Here is a 20,017-nt window from a genome sequence, read left to right as displayed (position 1 = left end):
GTCCCAGCGGGCACCAACGGGACAATTGATGAATCCGAATTATCGCAATCTCGCGCTCTGGGCGATCATAGCGGTCCTGCTCATTGCTCTCTTCAATCTGTTCCAGACGCCGCAGACTCGCGGGGCCTCGACCGACGTTCCCTATTCGCAGTTCCTGCAAGAGGTCGCGGCCGGCCGGGTCAAGACGGTGGTCATTGCCGGCGCCCGCATCACGGGCACCTACGCCGACAACGCCAATGGCTTCCAGACCTATTCGCCTGGCGATCCGCAGCTGGTCTCGCGGCTGCAGGACAAGAACGTCACCATCAATGCGCGGCCTGAGTCGGACGGTTCCAACTCGCTGTTCAGCTATCTGATCTCCTACCTGCCGATGATCCTGATCCTTGGCGTGTGGATATTCTTCATGCGCCAGATGCAGTCCGGCTCCGGCCGCGCCATGGGTTTCGGCAAGTCGAAGGCCAAGCTTCTCACTGAGGCGCATGGCCGCGTCACCTTCCAGGATGTCGCCGGCGTCGACGAGGCCAAGGAAGATCTGGAAGAGATCGTCGAGTTCCTGCGCGATCCGCAGAAGTTCCAGCGCCTCGGCGGCAAGATCCCGCGCGGCGTGCTTCTGGTCGGCCCTCCTGGCACCGGCAAGACGCTGCTTGCGCGCTCGGTCGCCGGCGAGGCCAATGTGCCGTTCTTTACCATTTCGGGTTCCGACTTCGTCGAGATGTTCGTCGGCGTCGGCGCAAGCCGTGTCCGCGACATGTTCGACCAGGCCAAGAAGAATGCTCCCTGCATCATCTTCATCGACGAAATCGACGCTGTGGGCCGCCATCGCGGCGCCGGCCTCGGCGGTGGCAATGACGAGCGCGAGCAGACGCTGAACCAGCTGCTGGTCGAGATGGACGGCTTCGAGTCCAACGAGAGCATCATCCTGATCGCCGCCACCAACCGGCCCGACGTGCTCGATCCGGCGTTGCTGCGTCCGGGTCGCTTCGACCGCCAGGTGGTGGTGCCGAACCCCGACATCGTCGGCCGCGAGAAGATCCTCAAGGTGCATGTGCGCAACGTGCCGCTGGCACCGAATGTCGACCTCAAGGTGATCGCACGCGGCACGCCGGGCTTCTCGGGCGCCGACCTGATGAACCTTGTCAATGAATCCGCTCTGATGGCGGCGCGCCGCAACAAGCGCCTTGTCACCATGGCCGAGTTCGAGGACGCCAAGGACAAGATCATGATGGGCGCCGAGCGCCGCTCGTCGGCCATGACCCAGGCCGAAAAGGAACTCACGGCCTATCACGAGGCCGGCCACGCCATCCTGGCGCTCAACGTGCCGTCGGCCGATCCGCTGCACAAGGCGACCATCATCCCGCGCGGTCGCGCGCTCGGCATGGTCATGCAACTGCCGGAAGGCGACCGCTATTCGATGAGCTACAAATACATGATCTCGCGGCTTGCCATCATGATGGGCGGCCGCGTCGCAGAGGAGTTCAAGTTCGGCAAGGAGAACATCACCTCCGGCGCGTCCTCGGACATCGAGCAGGCGACAAAGCTGGCGCGCGCCATGGTCACGCGCTGGGGCTTCTCCGACAAGCTCGGCCACGTCGCCTATGGCGACAACCAGGAAGAGGTTTTCCTCGGCCATTCGGTGGCGCGCACGCAGAACGTCTCGGAAGAGACTGCGCAGATCATCGACGCCGAAGTACGCCGCCTGATCGACGAGGCCTATGTCACGGCCAAATCCATTCTGACCAAGAAGAAGAAGGAATGGATCGCTCTGGCGCAGGGCCTGCTCGAATACGAGACGCTTTCGGGCGAAGAGATCAAGCAGCTGATCGCCGGGCAGAAGCCCGCGCGAGATTTGGGGGATGATACCCCCACAAGCCGCGGCTCGGCTGTGCCGAAGTCCGGCCGCCGCAAGAAGGGTCCCGAGCCCGAAGGCGGCATGGAGCCTCAGCCGTCGAGCTGAGCTGACATCATGTGATCCAAGAAAACGCCGCGGCTTCGATCCGCGGCGTTTTGCTGTTCAGGGTTGATCAAAGAGCATGCGGGGCGGATGCATTTGCTTTGCCGGGGCGCACACCGTCAGTCCGGCCAGCATGTTGCTTGCCCCATCTGGCCAGCGGGATCAGGGCATTGTCCAGCTCGATGCCGAATTCGGTAATCGAGTATTCGACCCTCGGCGGCACCTCGGGAAAGATTTCGCGATGGACGATGCCGTCGGCCTCCATTTCGCGCAGCTGTTGGATCAGCATCTTTTCGCTGATGTCAGGCACCAGCCGCTTCAGCTCACCGAATCGTGCCGGCGCCTTGTGAATCTGCCAGAGCAGTAGCGCCTTCCATTTGCCGCCGATGACCTCCAGCGCCGGCCCCAATCCGCAACTATCTGGCTGTTTCTTTCCCATGTTTCATCCAATTCTGAGCAATCGGTGGGTAGCTTACATTTTTGTCGGTACTTGAGAAAAACCAAGCCGGTCCATAGCTTCAAACCAGCTCGCCGGCATCGGCGAACACCACAACATCATATCGGTACCTCGCTTCGACCTGCAAAGGCCGTCGGCGGCCGGATTTTGTCAAAAACGGATGGATCATGACACGATACGCAAACAAGAAGGCCGTTGTCATCGGCGGGACGCACGGCATGGGGCTCGCCGTTGCCGAAGCCCTGATCGAAAGCGGCGCCGAGGTCCTGGTCACCGGCCGCGACCAGCGCAACATCGAGGCCGCGCGAGCCAAGCTGCTTTCGCGAGCTCATGTCGTGCGGTCCGATATCTCAGACATGGCCGATATCGTCACGCTCGGTGCCGAAGTGGGGCAGAAGCTTGGCCAGATCGACTTCCTTCACGTCAATGCCGGGGTGGCCAATCTCGAACCCGTCGAGCGGGTCACCGAGGACAGTTACGATCGCACCTTCGACATCAACACCAAAGGCGCTTTCTTCACCGCGCAGCGCCTGCTGCCCCTCATCAGGGATGGTGGCGCCATAGTCTTCACCTCGTCGATCGCCGACGAATCCGGCACTGGCGGCATGAGCGTCTATTCCGGATCGAAGGCGGCACTGCGCGCCTTCGCCAAGGTCCTGGCCGCCGAGCTTCTGCCGCGCCGGATCCGCGTGAATGTGGTCAGCCCTGGTTTCATCGATACGCTGACGATGGGTGTGGCCGACGCCTCGGCCGAGGAGCGGGCCGCCTTCATGGCGATCGGCGACGCGGTCACGCCGATGAAGCGCCACGGCACGATGGAGGAGGTGGCGCGCGCAGTGCTGTTCCTGGCGTTCGACGCGACCTTCACCACGGGCGCGCGGCTGACCGTGGACGGTGGCCTTGGCCAGGACCTGACCCCGACACCGGCGTAACCGCGCAACCAAACCAAGGAGAAGCAGAATGAGCGACATAACAGTAATCGGTCTCGGCGCCATGGGCACTGCGCTTGCCGAAGCCTTTCTGAACCAGGGACATGCGGTAACGGTGTGGAACCGTTCTCCGGCAAAGGCTGAGGCTTTGGCAGCCAAGGGCGCCATTGTGGCCAAGAGTGTCGAGGAAGCCGTCAGATCGAGTCCACTGATCGTGGCGTGCCTGCTTGTCTATGACACCGTTCGTGAGGTGCTCGGCCCAAGCCGAGACGCGCTGTCGGGCCGCACATTGGTCAATCTCACCAACGGCACGCCCGAGCAGGCGTGGGCGATATCGGCCTGGGCGGTGAGCCAGGGCGCCAGCTACATCGACGGCGGCATCATGGCGGTGCCGCCGATGATCGGCGGGCCGCACGCCTTGATTCTCTACAGCGGTTCGCGCCAGGCGTTCGATGCCTGTTCGGGGCAGCTCGGAGCGCTCGGCACCAGCAAATTCCTCGGTGAGGATGCTTGCCTCGCGCCGCTCTATGATATCTCGCTTCTGAGCGGCATGTACGGCATGTTCGCGGGCGTTCTGCAGGCGTTGGCATTGACGGGCGCAGCAGGGATCCCGGCCGGCGAGTTCATGCCGCTGCTGGCCTCCTGGCTTCAGTCGATGCAAGGCCTGCTGCCGAAGTGGGCGGAACAGATCGACAGTGGCGATCACACCAGCAATGTCGTTTCCAACCTGGGCATGCAGGCTGATGCCTACGTCAATCTCATCGATGCCAGCAGGTCGGCTGATGTCAGCACCGAACTCGTCTTGCCGATGCAAAGCCTGATGAAGCGCGGGGTGGCTGCCGGCCAGGCCAATGCCGATCTTACAAGCCTGGTCGCACTGCTCCAGCTCTCGAAACAAGGCGCTTGACGGGGCAAGACCCAAGAGAAGGCCCGCCAACCTTGCGGTTGGGGGCCTTCGATCTTCAAACGCTGCTGGTCGATCAGCTCTTCAGCTTGGCGTTGCAGAGGCTGTAATAGCCGCCGCCCTTCTGGATCCAGCGAAGGCCGTTCAACGTACCCGCGTCCTTGTTGCCGTGGTAGCCCTGCAGGCAGGTCTTCATACGCGCCTTCGAGGGCTTCTCGGTCTTGAATTCGGCGGCGAGGGTGGTCGGGAATGTCACGCCCGTCGGCGCTACAGCGGGGGCGACCGCCGCGCTGGTTTCCTTCTGCGACTGCGGCTCGGTTTTGACCGCATCCGCATTGGCACTCTCCGCAGCTGACGTCGCGCATTTCTCGGTGCGGAAAGCGGTCCAATCCATGCCGTTCAGAGTGCCGCCTTCCTTGGCTGTGCGATAGGCCTCGCCGCATTCCTTCATCGTCAGTGCGCTTGCAGGGGCGACGCTCCAAGCAATCCATGCCGTCACAGCCAATGCCGCCAATTTCAATCTGGACATAAGACCCTCCTGGTGTACAAAAGTTCGATGTCCTTTTGTATACCATTTGTTCTCCGTATGTTCAACTGGAATCTTTGCGAACCACCGATATGTCTGGGGTGGGCAGTGTGGGCGAATAGATGATGCCGACAGCTTCCGCGATATGTAAACGCGATCAACGCCGGGTGTGTTCGAGCGCAATAAAAAGGCCCGCGCATGCTGCGATGCGCGGGCCTTTGTCTGGAGAATATGGCTACGCGATCAGCTCTTCAGCTTGGCATTGCAGAGGCTGTAGAAGCCGCCGCCCTTCTGGATCCAGCGCAGGCCATTGAGCGTGTTGGCGTCCTTGTTGGCATAATACACCTCGAGGCAGGTATGCATGCGGCCCTTGGCCGGCGTCTCGCCGGCGTATTTCTTTGAGATCGCGGCCGGGAACTTGACACCTTTGGGAGCGCTGACCGAGGGCTTCTCGGGCTCGCTGGTATAGGTCGCCTCGCTCGGAGCCGGCACGGTGTCGTCGTCATCTGCGCCTGCGCCGCATTCGGCCTTGCGGAAGTCGTTCCACTTCTTGCCGCCCAGCGTGTTGGCAGACTTGGCAGCCTGGTACTTGGCGCTGCAATCGGCCATGCTCAGGCCCTTGCCGCTGCTGTCGGCAGCTGCCTTGGTGGTTGCCTTGGCGGGTGCTGCCGCGGCCGAGGCCCCGGCGGCGCATTCGGCCTTGCGGAAGTCGTTCCACTTCACGCCGTTCAGCGTGCCGGCGGCCTTTGCCGCCTGGTATTTGGTGCTGCATTCCTTGGCCGTCAGGCCCTTGGCGCCATCGTCGGTTGTGGCTGCGGCCTTGGTCGTGGCTTTGGCCGGTTCTGCCGCGGCGGATGCGCCGGCGGCGCATTCGGTCTTGCGGAAGTCGTTCCACTTTGCGCCATTGAGCGTACCGGCGGCCTTGGCAGCCTGGTACTTAGCGCTGCATTCCTTGGCCGTCAGACCCTTGGCGCCGTTATCAGCAGCGGCGGCCTTGGTCGTGTCCGTCTTGGCCGCAGCGGCCTTCTTGGCCGCCGGCTTTGCGGTCTCGGTGGTGGCCGCCGCGTCGGTGCCGCACTCGGCCTTCCGATACTGATTCCAGGTCTGCCCGTTCAGCGTGCCGGCGTCCTTGGCGGCATTATACTTGGTACTACACTGGGCCATGGTCAGCGCGCTGGCGGGCGCCGCCATGAACCAGGTTGCGACGGCAAGACCCGTCAAAGTTGCAAGTCGGTGGATGAGCATGGCGTTCTCCCGTTGCTGCGCCCATAGGTTGTACCTGTGTCAATCAATAGCTCTCAACGCTAGGCTGCGCCAGATGCTAAACGGCGTTCTCCCGATAAGGTGATGACCCTTGCGATCTGCCCCTCCAACAGTCCGGCTTACCGGCCCAATCTGCGCAGTGTGGCCCAGTGTGAATGTTATATTGCGGCAACACCGTGTCATGATACGCTGCCAACGCTCCGAACAGCCTGCTACAATGATTTTCTAAGAATTGGTAATATACAATCACACAATGTGATAGTCGGGCTCGGACCAATTGTGGCATTACGAGCCGGCTGAAAACCGACGGGGATTCTGGCAAGCATGGCAGGACGTTATTTTGGCACCGACGGCATTCGCGGGCGCGCCAACAAGTTTCCGATGACGGCTGAGATCGCGATGCGGGTCGGCATGGCCGCCGGCCTCTCGTTCCAGCGCGGCAGCCATCGCCACCGCGTCGTGCTCGGCAAGGATACCAGGCTGTCCGGCTACATGATCGAAAACGCCATGGTGTCCGGCCTGTGCGCGGCCGGCATGGATGTGTTCCTGCTCGGCCCGATCCCGACACCGGCGGTCGCCATGCTGGTACGCTCGCTGCGTGCCGATATCGGCGTCATGATCTCGGCCTCGCACAATCCCTATTACGACAACGGCATCAAGCTGTTCGGTCCCGACGGGTACAAGCTCTCCGACGAGATCGAGGAGCGCATCGAGAGCATGCTCGACAAGGATATCGAACTGGCGCTCGCCGATTCCGACGGACTTGGCCGCGCCAAGCGCGTCGACGGCGTGCATGACCGCTACATCGAATTCGCCAAGCGCACGCTGCCGCGCTCAATGTCGCTGTCGGGTCTCAGGATCGTCGTCGATTGCGCCAACGGCGCGGCCTACAAGGTGGCGCCAGCAGCACTTTGGGAACTGGGCGCCGAGGTCATTGCCATCAATGTCGATCCGAACGGTTTTAACATCAACAAGGAATGCGGCTCGACCCATCCGGCCGGCCTGCAGAAGAAGGTGCATGAAGTGCGCGCCGATATCGGCATCGCACTCGACGGCGATGCCGACCGTGTCGTCATCGTCGACGAGAACGGCACCATCGTCGACGGTGACCAGATCATGGCGCTGATCGCCGAGTCCTGGCACCAGAGCGGGCGACTGGCCGGCGGCGGCGTCGTCTCGACGGTGATGTCCAATCTCGGCCTCGAACGCTTCCTTGGCGACATGAAGCTGCAGCTGCATCGCACCAAGGTCGGCGACCGCTATGTCGTGGAACATATGCGCGCGCACGGGTTGAATGTCGGCGGCGAGCAGTCGGGCCACATTGTGCTGTCCGATTTCTCGACCACTGGCGACGGGCTGGTCTCGGCTCTGCAGGTGCTGGCCTGCATCAAGCGGCAGAACCGGCCGGTCAGCGAATTGTCGAAGAAATTCGAGCCGGTGCCGCAGCTGTTGAAGAATGTCCGCATCGCCGGCGGCAAGCCGCTTGAGGAAGCCACGGTCAAGGCGGTGATCGAAGACGCGCGCAACCGTCTCGGCAAGGCCGGCCGCCTGGTCATACGGCCCTCCGGCACCGAGCCGCTGATCCGCGTCATGGCCGAGGGCGACGACCCACAGCTGGTCGAGGCCGTGGTCAACGACATCGTCGACATTATTTCGGAAACGCGTAGCGCCGCCTGATTGCGCTGCGTCCAACGGCAGGGGCGAACTGCCGGCTCAAGACTTCAAGCCCGCCTGCAGGCTGGCTTTTTGTTTCGGCCAGGGTTGGTCCCAGCGTTATGCCGGCGGAGACAGTTTGCTAAAATGTCGAGAATTCGTGGTTAATCGACAGGGTTAAACGCCTTTTAACTTTTCCAATTCATTATCCACAACTGAGGTCAATCACATTCGGGCAAGTTGGACTTTCCCGATGGTTCTCAGGGGTGACAAACATGTTCAATACAGCAAAAAAGGCCCTCCTTGCCGCGCTGTTCGCAGGTGTGGCCGGGCCAGTATTCGCCGCCGATCTGGCGGAGCCGCCGGTGGTCGAAGAGGCGCCGGCGCCGATCGCCTACGAGCAGCCGGCCGATTTCGGCGGCTGGTACATCCGCGGCGACATCGACTATCATAAATCGGATTTGCGCGGCATCGACTATATCACCTACGGGCCGCCTCCCGGCAGCAATGTTTTCGATTCCGGCGAGCTTAAGGGCGGCTTCTCACTCGGCGCCGGCATTGGCTACAAGATCAACGATCATTTCCGTACCGACCTGACAGCCGACTATTGGTTCGCTTCGGACTTCAACGGATCAACCAACGATGGCGTTACGACATCGGTCGAAGTGTCGAAAATGAGCGCATTGCTGCTCTTGGCCAACGCCTATTACGATATCGGTACCTGGCACGGCATCACGCCTTATGTTGGCGCTGGCATCGGCGGCGCGCACGTCAAATGGGATACCGTCCACGACCCGAACACAACCGAGACCAACCCCGGGTCGAAGAATTGGCGCTTTGCCTACGCGCTCATGGCCGGCGCGTCCTATTGCCTTACCGACAGGGTGATCCTGGATGCCGGCTATCGCTACTCTCACATTGAGGGGGGCCGCATGTTCGACTTCGACGTGAGCAGTTCCGGGCCCGGCTTCGACCATGGCATCAACACACATGAGGTACGAGGCGGTCTGCGCTATCAGTTCGGCGGCAATAATGGTTGCACATCGCCGGAGCCCTACGTTCCAGAGCCGGAGCCGATCTACACCAAGTAGTCGCTTCGAAATCCAGGAATTCGCGAACCGCCCGGTCTTGCCGGGCGGTTTTCGTTTGCCGATGTTTGCGCGTTTTCAACCGGCCGCGTGTGCCGAAGAAACCCAATCGAAATCAATTCGGTACGCCGCGTTATCCTTAACCCTGACTTAACCACTATGGTTAACAATGCTTGGTGAAACGGCGCTTGCGATCAAAATGACGGGCGCCAATTTCAGGAGCCGGGGACCCATGAATTTCAAATCGCTGACAGCGCCGGCGCTCGCCGCACTCGTCCTTGTGCCGCTGACGCCGGCGCAGGCCGCGGACTACGATCCGCCGATCTATGTCGATCAGGCGCCGGACTATCAACCGGTCGAGGTCGGCTCGGGCTGGTATCTGCGCGGCGACGTCTCTTATCTGGCGCAGAAGAGCTACGAGGATCAGGATTTCACCTTCGCCCCCGCGAGCTTCAGCGAGAAGCAGGATCCGGCCTTTGCCAGCATCGGCTTCGGCTACCACTTCAACGACTATCTGCGCGGCGACGTCAATCTTGGCTATCTGCCCGGCAACAAGATCGGCGTCGGCTTTGACGATTCGGCGACGCCGCCGCCGGGTGGTGCGACCATCGCGTCGGCATCGCTGCAAAATTATTCCCTGTCGGGCATGGTCAATGGCTATGTCGATCTCGGCACTTATGTCGGGATCACGCCCTACCTCGGCGCCGGCATTGGGCTGGTCCGGAGCAAATACAAGCTGTCGGCGAGTTACTTCACCGACAATGTCGACCCTACGGATGATTTCGTCCGGAACGACAACAAGACCCAGTATTCCCTCGCCTACACGCTGGATGCGGGCCTGGCCTATCAGGTGACCAAGAATGTTTCTGTAGATCTCGGCTACCAGTACTTCTCCGCGCCGGATGCCGAATATGTCACGGCCGAGAGCCTGACCTCCTATCCGATCCGCAAGGGCATCAGCAATCATCAGGTCAAGCTCGGCCTGCGCTACGACCTCTGGTAGGAAGCTTGCTGTTCGGAAGCCCAACGGCGGATCTCTTCGATCCGCTGTTTGCGTTTTAGCCCACGACATGCTGATCCCGTATCGCCGGTATCCCGCCAGCGACAAAAACTTTCCTCTTGACGCCTGAGGGCTGAACGCATATCGCCGTCCGTGGGCCACCCCTCCCCAACGAGGGGCCACTATCTGGAAGGATAGACCACGATGACGACGCATACGAAGCCCGGACTCCGTCCGGCAAACCCCAATTTCTCCTCAGGTCCCTGCGCAAAACGCCCCGGCTGGTCGGTCGAGGCACTGAAGAATGCTGCGCTCGGCCGTTCCCACCGCGCCAAGATCGGCAAGACCAAGCTCGAACAGGCGATCGAGCTGACGCGCGAGATTCTCCAGGTTCCGGCCGATTACCGCATCGGCATCGTGCCGGCGTCGGACACGGGTGCTGTCGAGATGGCGCTGTGGTCGCTGCTCGGTGAACGCGGTGTCGACATGGTGGCATGGGAAAGCTTTGGCTCCGGCTGGGTCACCGACGTGGTCAAGCAGCTGAAGCTAGTCGATATCAGAAAGATCGAGACAGGCTATGGCGAGCTGCCGGATCTCACCAAGATCGATTTCGACCGCGATGCGGTCTTCACCTGGAACGGCACGACCTCAGGCGTGCGCGTACCGAATGGCGATTTCATTCCAGCCGACCGCAAAGGCCTGACCATCTGCGACGCGACCTCGGCCGCATTCGCGCAGAGGCTCGATTTCCAGAAGCTCGATGTCGTCACTTTCTCCTGGCAGAAAGTGCTGGGCGGCGAGGGCGCACACGGCATGCTGATCCTGTCGCCGCGCGCCGTCGAGCGACTGGAAACCTACAAGCCGGCGTGGCCGCTGCCGAAAATCTTCCGCCTGACCTCGGGCGGCAAGCTGATCGAAGGCGTCTTCAAGGGCGAGACCATCAACACGCCGTCGATGCTGTGCGTCGAGGACTATCTCGATGCACTTCATTGGGCGAAGTCGATCGGCGGTCTCGATGCCTTGATTGCCAGAGCCGATGCCAATGCCGCCGTGCTCGATGGCTTTGTCGACAAATCGTCCTGGCTAGGCCATCTCGCGGTCGATGCGGCGACACGGTCCAACACGTCCGTATGTCTGTCCTTCACCGACGCCGATGTCGCGGCGCTCGACGCCGACGGGCAGGCGGCTTTCGCCAAGGCGATCGTCTCTGTGCTCGACAAGGAAGGCGTCGCGTACGACATCGGCTCCTATCGTGACGCACCTTCCGGTCTGCGCATCTGGTGCGGCGCCACCGTCGAGACCTCCGATCTCGAAGCGCTGCTGCCTTGGCTCGACTGGGCCTTCGCCACGCAGAAGGCTTCGCTGAAGGCCGCAGCCTGAGATTTCGTGGTGGCCTGCGGGCCGCCCTTTCCCGACAATCCAATTCAAGGAGGCCGCCATGGCGCCCCGCGTTCTCGTCTCTGACAAACTCTCCACCACCGCCGTCCAGATATTCAAGGACCGCGGCATCGAGGTCGACTATTTGCCCGATCTCGGCAAGGACAAGGAAAAGCTGCTTGAAGTCATCGACCAGTATGATGGTCTTGCCATCCGCTCGGCGACCAAGGTCACGGAAAAACTGATCAACGCCGCGACAAGACTCAAGGTCGTCGGCCGCGCCGGCATCGGTGTCGACAATGTCGACATCCCCGCGGCGAGCCGCAAGGGCATCATCGTGATGAACACGCCTTTCGGCAATTCGATCACCACAGCCGAACATGCGGTGGCGATGATCTTTGCACTCGCACGGCAGATCCCGGAGGCCAATGCCTCGACCCATGCCGGCAAATGGGAAAAGAACCGCTTCATGGGCGTCGAGATCACCGGCAAGACGCTGGGTGTCATCGGCTGCGGCAATATCGGCTCGATCGTCGCCACGCGCGGGGTCGGCCTGAAAATGCATGTCGTTGCCTTCGACCCGTTCCTGTCGGACAAGCGCGCCGAGGAACTCGGCGTCGACAAGGTCGAGCTGGACGAGCTTTTCGCCCGCGCCGATTTCATCACGCTGCACACGCCGCTGACCGACAAGACGCGCAACATCATCGACGCGGCGGCGATCGCCAAGATGAAGAACGGCGTGCGCATCATCAATTGCGCGCGTGGCGGGCTCATCGTCGAGGCCGACCTGGTCGCGGCGCTGAAGAGCGGCAAGGTGGCGGGCGCCGGCGTCGATGTGTTCGAGGTCGAACCGGCGGAAAACAATGCGCTGTTCGGCATGGAGAATGTGGTGGCAACGCCGCATCTCGGCGCCTCGACAGCGGAAGCGCAGGAAAACGTTGCGCTGCAAGTAGCCGAGCAGATGGCCGACTATCTGATCAAGGGTGCGGTTTCGAATGCCATCAACATGCCCTCGATCACGGCCGAGGAAGCACCGCGGCTGAAGCCGTTCGTCAAGCTCGCCGAAGTGCTCGGCGCCTTTGTCGGCCAGGTCACCGAGGACCCGATCAACGAGGTCGAGATCCTGTTCGATGGCTCGACCGCGACGATGAACACGCGTGCCCTGATCAGTGCCGCGCTTGCCGGACTGATCCGGCCGCAGGTCGCCGACGTCAATATGGTGTCGGCGCCGATCATGGTGAAGGAGCGCGGCATCATCGTCGCCGAGGTCAAGCGCGACAAGTCGGGCGTGTTCGACGGCTACATCAAGCTGACGGTGAAGACCGAGCACATGACGCGCTCGATTGCCGGCACCTGCTTCTCCGACGGCAAGCCGCGCTTCATCCAGATCAAGGGCATCAATCTCGACGCCGAGGTCGGCCAGCACATGCTCTACACAACCAATGCCGATGCGCCCGGCATTATCGGCCTGCTCGGCACGGTGTGCGGCGAGAATGGCGTCAACATCGCGAACTTCCAGCTCGGCCGTAACCGGCCGGGCGGCGACGCGATTGCGCTGCTCTATCTCGACGCGCCGTTCCCGGAAAAAGTGCTGGAACAGGTAAAGGCGCACAAGTCGATAGACTCGGCCAAGCGGCTGCAGTTCGACGTCAACGCGATGTAGTTGACGGCGTGGCGGATGCGGCGGTCCTCCCCCATCATTGGGGCGGCCGCCGCACAGGCCGGTTCAGGTCAATTCGTCTGAGCCGTCGGAGACGCCCACGCGATGCCGATAGACCAATTCCCAGCCCTTCCAGCCTGTAAACAGCAGGACCAGAACCACGATCAGCGACAAGATAAAGCCGGTCGGGATCACGGCCGCCGCTCCAGCGACATAACGCGAGTACCAGTTATAAAGCTCGATCAGCACGACGAGAACGTTGCCGCCGGCATGGAGCCATGCCGTCGTGAGATTGCGGATCCGAACATCGCCGAGAACATCCGTCAGGCCGGTAAGAGCGGCCAAGGCGCCCATGATCAGGCCGGCGCCGAGAAGCCAAAGCGATCCGGTGACCCACCCTGGATCGGCTGTTTGCCAGAAAATCAGATCGCAAACGAAGGTGCCGACAAAGAAGGCGATCGGAAACGGAATCAGCATTGGATGAATGGGGTGACCGGCAATGCTTGCCGTGCTGCGAGGGTTGTGGCTCATCTTGTTGCCTCCCTCCCCAGCAAACTCCGCCAGAGGTAAAATGTTCCAGGTCGGCGCGCGGCAGCAGTTATCCCGACGGCGGCGCAGCGCGGCAGCGGCCAAATGTTATCCGCAGCGGTTCGGTGCCGACATCTTGCGCCCGCTGTATTCGGCGAGCGAAATGCCGCCCAGCACCAGGACGAGCGCCAGCGCCTGGTAGAGCTGGAATGTCTCGCCGACGATCAGCACTGACAGCAACGTGCCGAAGATCGGCACCAGATTGATGAACAGCCCGGCACGGTTGGCGCCGATCAGTTCGTTGCCCCTGATGTAAGTGATCTGCGAAATGACCGAAGCGCCGATCGCGGTATAGACGATGACCACCCAGCCGCTGATATCGGGGACGATAACCTTGCCGGCGGCGACCTCCCACAGGAAGAACGGCAGCGAGGTGATGAGGGCAGCGATCGCCAGGGACAACATCAGGCTCTGCCAGCGCATCACCGGCTTCAGCCGCAGCCCGACCGAATAACCGCTGTAGAGGACGACCGCGACCAGCATGATGGCGTCGCCGAAATTGAGTTCCAATGTGAGCAGCCGGCGCGGATCGCCGTGGCAGGCAGTCAAGATGACACCGAAGATGGTCAGCACCACGCCCGCAATCTGCGCCCAGCTCACGCGCAGGCGGAAGAAGAAGAAATTGGCAATGATGATCAAGACCGGCATCGCCGCCTGTTCGATCGAGACATTGATCGCCGTCGTGTAGTTGAGCGCGGTGTAGAAAATGGTGTTGAATAGAGTGAAGCCGCTGGCGCCAAGTGCAGCCAGGACGAACCAGTGTTTGCGCACCACCGGCCAGTCCTCCCTGATCGTGCGCCAGCCGATCGGCAGCAGGATCGCGACGGCCAGCACCCAGCGCAGGAAGACCAGCGTCATCGGCGAGACGTGACCGACCGCCAGCTTGCCGGCGACGGAATTGCCGCCCCACAGCAAGGTGGTCAGCAGCAGGAACAGGTAGGCGCGTCGATGCATGCGGGATTCCGGCCGCCTGGGAAGTTGTGTTTGCCGGCCTATTGCCCCCGCCGACGCAAGTAAATGATGTCAAAGCCGAAAATTGTTGTGCCTCAGGGCATTTTCGACGGCAAAGAAAGGTCGCGCTTGCGAGGTCTTGACGCTATAGAGGCCTGTCGTTTCGAACCATATCCAGGCCGCCAGGGCGGCATCTCAAGGGAAAAGAAACATGGCCAATGTGGTGGTCGTCGGCTCGCAATGGGGCGACGAAGGCAAGGGCAAGATCGTCGACTGGTTGTCGGAGCGCGCCGACGTGGTCGTGCGCTTCCAGGGCGGCCACAATGCCGGCCATACGCTGGTCGTCGACGGCAAGGTCTACAAACTGTCGCTGCTGCCGTCGGGCGTGGTGCGGCAAGGCAAGCTGTCGATCATCGGCAATGGCGTCGTCTTCGACCCGCACGCCTTCGTCGCGGAAGTGGCAAAACTCAAGGCGCAAGGCGTCGAGGTCACGCCGGACCGCCTGAAAATAGCCGAAAACACGGCGCTTATCCTGTCGCTGCACCGGGAGCTGGACGGATTCCGCGAGGACGCCGCCTCCAATTCCGGGACGAAAATTGGCACGACGCGTCGTGGCATCGGCCCAGCCTATGAAGACAAGGTGGGCCGGCGCGCGGTTCGGGTGATGGATCTGGCGGATTTGGAAACGCTGCCTCTCAAGGTCGACAGGCTGCTGACGCATCACAATGCGCTGCGTCGCGGGCTTGGCCATGGCGAAGTCACGCATGAGGCGATCATGACCGAGCTGACCTCGGTCGCCGATGAGATCCTGCCCTATATGGACCGCGTCTGGAAAATCCTCGACGACAAGCGCCGCGCCGGCGAACGCATCCTGTTCGAGGGCGCGCAAGGCACGCTGCTCGACATCGACCACGGCACCTATCCGTTCGTCACCTCGTCCAACACCGTTGCCGGCCAGGCAGCCGCCGGCTCGGGGGTTGGCCCCGGCGCCATCGGCTATGTCCTGGGCATCACCAAGGCCTATACGACGCGTGTCGGCGAAGGCCCGTTCCCGACCGAGCAGAAGAACGAGATCGGCGAATTTCTCGGTACGCGTGGCCACGAATTCGGCGTCGTCACCGGGCGCAAACGCCGTTGCGGCTGGTTCGACGCCGTGCTGGTGCGCCAGGCCGTCGCCGTCAACGGTATCAAGGGCATCGCCCTGACCAAGCTCGACGTGCTCGACGGGCTGGATGAGATCAAGGTTTGCACCGGCTACCGTCTCGACGGCGAAACGATCGACTATCTGCCGGCCAGCCAGGGCGCGCAGGCGCGTGTCGAGCCGGTCTACGAGACGCTCGAAGGCTGGAAAGGCACCACCGCCGGCGCGCGCAGCTGGAACGACCTTCCGGCGCAGGCCGTTAAATACGTCCGTTACATCGAGGAGCTGATCGGCGCACCCGTCGCGCTCCTTTCCACCAGCCCGGAACGGGACGACACGATACTTGTGACCGATCCGTTTCAAGACTAGTTTTCTGAAGCCTTTCCGGGCATCGCGGCCGATTTGCGGGGGCCGGCGCGGAAACAAATACAGGTCGACTGAAGCATGGCAGATTTCGTTGCTATTCTGAAAAAGGCGCTCGACAAGCACGGCGACGAAACGCCCGAAAAGCGTACGCGGATCTATGAAAGCGTTCGTACCATGCTGGCGAAGAAGCTTGCGGAGTATTCGCCGCCGCTGGCCACGGAAGCCATAAGCACGCAGAAGCGATCCCTGGAAGATGCCATCTCGAGCGTCGAGCGCGACTATGCCAGGGCGGTGCCGGCATCCGATCCGCTGGCGGAGCTGGAGCACATCTTCTCCTCCATCGACCGCAACAAGAACCAGTCCAGTCATGTAAAGCCTTCCGCCACGCCTGCGCCGGCCTGGCAGCCGGCGAAACCGGTGCAGCCGGCGCCGACCGCCAGGACAGAGCCGAGCTGGCAGAGGCCCGCGCCGACACCGCCGTCGCCTGCGGCGCGTGCAGAAACCATCGACAAGCAAGCCGTGGAGCTGGACGCCGACGACGACAGCGCCGATGTGTTCGCCAATGACGAGCAGCCGGTCGCGGACACGTTCCAGCGCCTGCGCCCAGCCGAGCGCAGGCGCAGCTATGGCGGGTTGATCGCGGCTGTCGTCGCGCTTCTAGTGGTCGCCGGCGGCGGCTATGGCATCTGGCTGAACAAGGATGCCTTTGGCTCGATGCTGGGCCTCGGCGGCGACACCAAGACGGTCTCGACCGAACCGCTGGTAAAGCCGGCGCCGGCCAAGCCCGCGGCCGATGCACCGGCACCGGCCGCTGCCGGCGAGGGAACGAAGTTCACCCAGCGCCTGTCGCCCGAAGGCGGTGAAACCGACCCCGGTCCCGCGGCCGGTCAAAGCGGCATCGGCGAGGGCGAGTCCGTCGCCGCGCTGACCACACCGCCCCCCCCGGCTCCAGCGCCACCTGCGGCTCCAGCGCCTGCGACCCCGCCGGCCGGCGACGCCGCAGCCACGGGCGCGCCCGCCACGCCGGCGCCCGACGCTTCCGCCACGCCACCGGCAACGCCGCCCGCCGATGGCGTCGCACCGCCGGCCAATGGGGCAGCACCGGCTGATGCCGCCGCCACGCCGCCCGCTGCGCCGGCGGCCGCCGCTCCCGCGCCGACCGTTGCGGTCGGCCAGAAGGCGATCTTCTACGAGGAACGCACCTCGACCGCGCAAGGTTCGGCCGAACCCGGCAGCATCGTCTGGTCGCTGGTGCAGGAATCGCCCGGCGGCGACCTGCCGCCCGAGCCGGCGATCCGCGCCGAGGCGACCATTCCCGGCAAGGACATCCAGCTGCGCATGACCATCCGCCGCAATACCGACCAGACGCTGCCGGCCAGCCACATCATCGAGATGATCTTCCTGACGCCCGAGGGCTTTGACGGCGGTGGCGTCGACAACATCCTGCGCGTCGCCATGAAGAGTTCGGAACAGGATGCCGGCAGCCCGCTGATCGGCATTCCGGCCAAGATCGCCGACGGCTTCTTCCTGGTGGCGCTCAACGACACCAAGGCCGACGAGGACGCCAATATGACCTTGCTTCGAGGCCAGGACTGGATCGACGTGCCGGTGGTCTACAAGACCGGACGCCGGGCGCTGCTGACCATGGAAAAGGGCATTCCGGGCGAGAAGGTGTTCGACGAGGCGCTGAAGGCCTGGCAGGCCAAGACGGCAGGTTGACGGGCGGCAGTAGCGGCTGCCTTCGCTCAGAAGCCCTGGAACAGCATGTCGAGGGCGGCGACGATGTCGTCGTGATGTCTAGAAAGGTTTCCCTCTGGCATCCGCAATTCGGACGCGCTGAAGGCCGACACAAACTGTGTGACCATCACAAGATCTTTGCCGTTTATAGCGAAGGTCGGGTTCAGGCGGCGGCCAGGAAGCGGGGCAATCTCGGGCGGCATCAAAGGAACGACCACCCTCGTGCTCAGCCCTTCAAGCATATCTGACTGCACGTCGAGAAGATAACCGTCGCTCTCGGTACTCCGATAGAAATCGTAACGCGCCATCAGAACGGCCGGTGTTTAGCCAATGGCAGTCCGTTCTTTCGGACATATTCGTTGGAGCTTTTGATGGCTTCCCTGTTTTCTTCTTGCCATCGACGCGTTTTCTCCGCCGCAATCGCTTTCGCGATCCCTGCTTCGGCAGCGCGGGAGATGTTGATGCCCAACGCTTTGGCGTCCTTGATCAACTGAGAGTCAATGGACGTGTTGACAGAGGTCCGCTGAGTTTTTGGCGTCGATTGAAGCACGGAGATGCCTCCTTTCATGCGCACAATATACGCGCATAAAAGACCGCAGGCAATGCTACCCCTCCATCTCCTCACGCAGCATTTCCAGTTCCAGCCACTCTTCCTCGAGTGCGGCCAGCGTGGCGCGTTCCTTGTCGAGGGCGGCGATGGTCTTTTGGAACGAGGCCGGGTCGCGCTCGTAATAGGCGGGATCGGCGATGTTGTTTTCCAAACGCGAGATCGAGGCCATTACCGCCTCGATCTTCTTGGGCAGCGATTCCAGGGCGAATTTCTGCTTGAACGACAGTTTCTTCGACGGCCCTTTTGGCGCTGCCGGCTCGCTCTTGCCCGGCGCCGGCGCATCGCTGGCTTCGGCCTTGGCGCGCGCCTTGCGGTCGTCGAGCCGGGTGCCGCCGCGCTGCGCCAGCATGTCGGAATAGCCACCGGCATATTCGATCCAGCGGCCGCCTCCGTCCGGGGCGATGATGCTGGTGACGGTGCGGTCGAGGAAGTCGCGGTCGTGGCTGACCAGGATGACCGTGCCGGCAAAGCCGGCGACAAGTTCCTGCAACAGTTCCAGCGTCTCCATGTCGAGATCGTTGGTCGGCTCGTCGAGCACCAGAAGGTTGGCCGGCCGCGCCAGAACACGCGCCAGGAGCAGCCGCGCCCGTTCGCCGCCGGACAGCTCGCGCACCGGGGTGCGCGCCTGTTCCGGCTTGAACAGGAAATCCTTCATGTAGGACACGACATGGCGCTGCTCGCCATTGATGACGAGGTTTTCGCCGCGCCCGTCCGTGAGATACTGCGCCAGGGTCTCGGCCGGATCGACCGCCTCGCGCTTCTGGTCGAGCGTGGCGATTTCCAGATTGGTGCCGAGCCGCACCGAGCCGGCATCGGGCTTCATCTCGCCGGTGAGCATCTTCAACAGCGTCGTCTTGCCGGCGCCGTTCGGCCCGACAAGGCCGACGCGATCGCCGCGCTGGATGCGGGTCGAGAAGCCCTTGACCACGGTCAGGTCGCCAAAACTCTTCTCGATGTTCTTGGCCTCGATCACCAGCTTGCCGGATTCGGCGGCGTCGCTGGCCACCATGGTCGCCGAGCCCTCGGCGCCGCGATGGCCGCGAAAACGCTGGCGCATGGTCTGCAGTTCGCCCAGGCGGCGCATGTTGCGTTTGCGGCGAGCCGTCACGCCATAGCGCAGCCAATGCTCCTCGCGCACGATCTGGCGGCCGAGCTTGTGCTGTTCGCGCTCTTCCTCTTCCAGCACAAGGTCGCGCCATTCCTCGAAATGGCCAAAGCCCTTGTCGAGGCGGCGGGTCTGGCCACGGTCGAGCCAGACAGTGGCGCGCGAGACGCGTTCGAGGAAGCGACGGTCGTGCGAGATGACGATCAGCGCCGAAGACGTCCGGACAAGCTCTTCTTCCAGCCATTCGATGACCGACAAATCGAGATGGTTCGTCGGCTCATCAAGCAGCAGAATATCGGGTTCGGGCGCCATGACGCGGGCAAGTGCTGCGCGGCGCGCCTCGCCGCCGGAGAGATCGTTGGGGTTCTCCGTGCCGGCGAGGCCGAGATGCTCCATCAGATATGTGGCGCGGTAGGGATCGTCGGCAGGCCCAAGCCCGGCCTCGACATAGGCGCGCACATTGGCAAAGCCGTCCATGTCGGGCATTTGCGGGAGATAGCGCACCGTTGCCGAAGGCTGGCGGAAGACCTCGCCGTCTTGCGGCTCGATCAGACCAGCAGCAATCTTCAGGAGCGTCGACTTGCCGGAGCCGTTGCGGCCGACGAGCGCGATCTTGTCACCGGCGGACGCCGTCAGTTCGGCGCCATCGAGCAGCGGCGTGCCGCCAAAGGTCAGTCTTATGCCGTCGAGGTTGAGAAGGGGCGGGGCCAT

The 20,017-nt window shown here is 62.6% G+C and carries 18 protein-coding genes; 10 read left to right on the top strand and 8 right to left on the bottom strand.

Annotation, left to right across the window (positions count from 1 at the left end):
- Positions 1–28: 28 nt before the first annotated feature.
- On the top strand, positions 29–1,954 hold the full coding sequence (ftsH, locus tag NLY37_RS20750) for an ATP-dependent zinc metalloprotease FtsH (protein ID WP_023673598.1): 1,926 nt from the start codon (positions 29–31) through the stop codon (positions 1,952–1,954).
- Positions 1,955–2,021: 67 nt separating this feature from the next.
- Here ftsH and NLY37_RS20745 read toward each other — a convergent pair whose 3' ends face one another.
- Positions 2,022–2,360: a winged helix-turn-helix transcriptional regulator gene (locus NLY37_RS20745; protein WP_348626559.1), complete on the bottom strand. Its 339-nt coding sequence runs from the start codon at positions 2,358–2,360 to the stop codon at positions 2,022–2,024.
- 215 nt (positions 2,361–2,575) lie between these two features.
- On the opposite strand from NLY37_RS20745, the gene NLY37_RS20740 reads away from it, so the two are divergent.
- Positions 2,576–3,340: an SDR family oxidoreductase gene (locus NLY37_RS20740; RefSeq protein WP_023742245.1), complete on the top strand. Its 765-nt coding sequence runs from the start codon at positions 2,576–2,578 to the stop codon at positions 3,338–3,340.
- Between the two features lie 28 nt (positions 3,341–3,368).
- Positions 3,369–4,244, top strand: coding sequence for an NAD(P)-dependent oxidoreductase (locus NLY37_RS20735; RefSeq protein ID WP_023742246.1), 876 nt, complete (start codon positions 3,369–3,371; stop codon positions 4,242–4,244).
- A gap of 73 nt (positions 4,245–4,317) precedes the next feature.
- On the opposite strand, the gene NLY37_RS20730 is transcribed toward NLY37_RS20735, so the two are convergent.
- Together NLY37_RS20730 and NLY37_RS20725 are read right to left on the bottom strand one after the other, a co-directional pair.
- Entirely contained in the window at positions 4,318–4,770 is a 453-nt protein-coding gene (locus tag NLY37_RS20730) for a hypothetical protein (RefSeq protein ID WP_023688968.1), read from the bottom strand.
- 240 nt (positions 4,771–5,010) lie between these two features.
- The gene (locus NLY37_RS20725) at positions 5,011–6,012 is read right to left on the bottom strand and encodes a hypothetical protein (protein WP_023742247.1); all 1,002 of its coding nucleotides are present in this window, start codon (positions 6,010–6,012) and stop codon (positions 5,011–5,013) included.
- A gap of 342 nt (positions 6,013–6,354) precedes the next feature.
- On the opposite strand from NLY37_RS20725, the gene glmM reads away from it, so the two are divergent.
- The 5 genes from glmM to serA all read left to right on the top strand — a co-directional run bounded on the left by glmM (position 6,355) and on the right by serA (position 12,811).
- Positions 6,355–7,707 (top strand): phosphoglucosamine mutase, encoded by a 1,353-nt coding sequence (glmM, locus tag NLY37_RS20720; protein WP_023673591.1) that lies wholly within the window; start codon positions 6,355–6,357, stop codon positions 7,705–7,707.
- Between the two features lie 251 nt (positions 7,708–7,958).
- Positions 7,959–8,774 (top strand): outer membrane protein, encoded by an 816-nt coding sequence (locus tag NLY37_RS20715; protein ID WP_023684191.1) that lies wholly within the window; start codon positions 7,959–7,961, stop codon positions 8,772–8,774.
- Positions 8,775–9,003: 229 nt separating this feature from the next.
- On the top strand, positions 9,004–9,774 hold the full coding sequence (locus NLY37_RS20710; protein WP_023684192.1) for an outer membrane protein: 771 nt from the start codon (positions 9,004–9,006) through the stop codon (positions 9,772–9,774).
- Positions 9,775–9,975: 201 nt separating this feature from the next.
- The gene (locus NLY37_RS20705) at positions 9,976–11,151 is read left to right on the top strand and encodes a phosphoserine transaminase (RefSeq protein ID WP_023742248.1); all 1,176 of its coding nucleotides are present in this window, start codon (positions 9,976–9,978) and stop codon (positions 11,149–11,151) included.
- A 58-nt stretch (positions 11,152–11,209) separates the two neighbouring features.
- Positions 11,210–12,811 carry a phosphoglycerate dehydrogenase gene (serA, locus tag NLY37_RS20700; protein ID WP_023688974.1) on the top strand — a complete coding sequence of 534 codons (1,602 nt, stop codon included), beginning with the start codon at positions 11,210–11,212 and terminating at the stop codon, positions 12,809–12,811.
- A gap of 63 nt (positions 12,812–12,874) precedes the next feature.
- On the opposite strand, the gene NLY37_RS20695 is transcribed toward serA, so the two are convergent.
- Positions 12,875–13,339 (bottom strand): DUF2231 domain-containing protein, encoded by a 465-nt coding sequence (locus NLY37_RS20695; RefSeq protein ID WP_023742249.1) that lies wholly within the window; start codon positions 13,337–13,339, stop codon positions 12,875–12,877.
- 105 nt (positions 13,340–13,444) lie between these two features.
- Positions 13,445–14,350: a DMT family transporter gene (locus NLY37_RS20690; RefSeq protein WP_023742250.1), complete on the bottom strand. Its 906-nt coding sequence runs from the start codon at positions 14,348–14,350 to the stop codon at positions 13,445–13,447.
- A gap of 208 nt (positions 14,351–14,558) precedes the next feature.
- Between NLY37_RS20690 and NLY37_RS20685 the strand changes: the two genes are divergently transcribed.
- Together NLY37_RS20685 and NLY37_RS20680 are read left to right on the top strand one after the other, a co-directional pair.
- Positions 14,559–15,857, top strand: a complete 1,299-nt coding sequence (locus tag NLY37_RS20685; RefSeq protein WP_023684197.1) for an adenylosuccinate synthase — start codon at positions 14,559–14,561, stop codon at positions 15,855–15,857.
- Positions 15,858–15,932: 75 nt separating this feature from the next.
- A complete protein-coding gene (locus NLY37_RS20680; RefSeq protein ID WP_286440138.1) occupies positions 15,933–17,573 on the top strand; it encodes a hypothetical protein in 1,641 nt (546 codons plus the stop codon).
- 26 nt (positions 17,574–17,599) lie between these two features.
- On the opposite strand, the gene NLY37_RS20675 is transcribed toward NLY37_RS20680, so the two are convergent.
- The 3 genes from NLY37_RS20675 to NLY37_RS20665 are packed head-to-tail and all read right to left on the bottom strand — an operon-like array spanning position 17,600 to position 20,017.
- Positions 17,600–17,899 carry a CcdB family protein gene (locus tag NLY37_RS20675; protein ID WP_023673676.1) on the bottom strand — a complete coding sequence of 100 codons (300 nt, stop codon included), beginning with the start codon at positions 17,897–17,899 and terminating at the stop codon, positions 17,600–17,602.
- Positions 17,899–18,141 (bottom strand): type II toxin-antitoxin system CcdA family antitoxin, encoded by a 243-nt coding sequence (locus NLY37_RS20670; protein ID WP_245271029.1) that lies wholly within the window; start codon positions 18,139–18,141, stop codon positions 17,899–17,901. Before NLY37_RS20670 ends, NLY37_RS20675 begins: the two co-directional genes overlap by 1 nt.
- Before the next feature lie 55 nt (positions 18,142–18,196).
- On the bottom strand, positions 18,197–20,017 hold the full coding sequence (locus tag NLY37_RS20665; protein WP_023690493.1) for an ABC-F family ATP-binding cassette domain-containing protein: 1,821 nt from the start codon (positions 20,015–20,017) through the stop codon (positions 18,197–18,199).

The sequence above is a fragment of the Mesorhizobium sp. C395A genome (genome assembly GCF_030323205.1).
GTDB lineage: Bacteria > Pseudomonadota > Alphaproteobacteria > Rhizobiales > Rhizobiaceae > Mesorhizobium.
The sequence above is the reverse complement of the archived record's forward strand: the minus strand, read 5'-3'. Positions and strand labels throughout refer to the sequence as shown.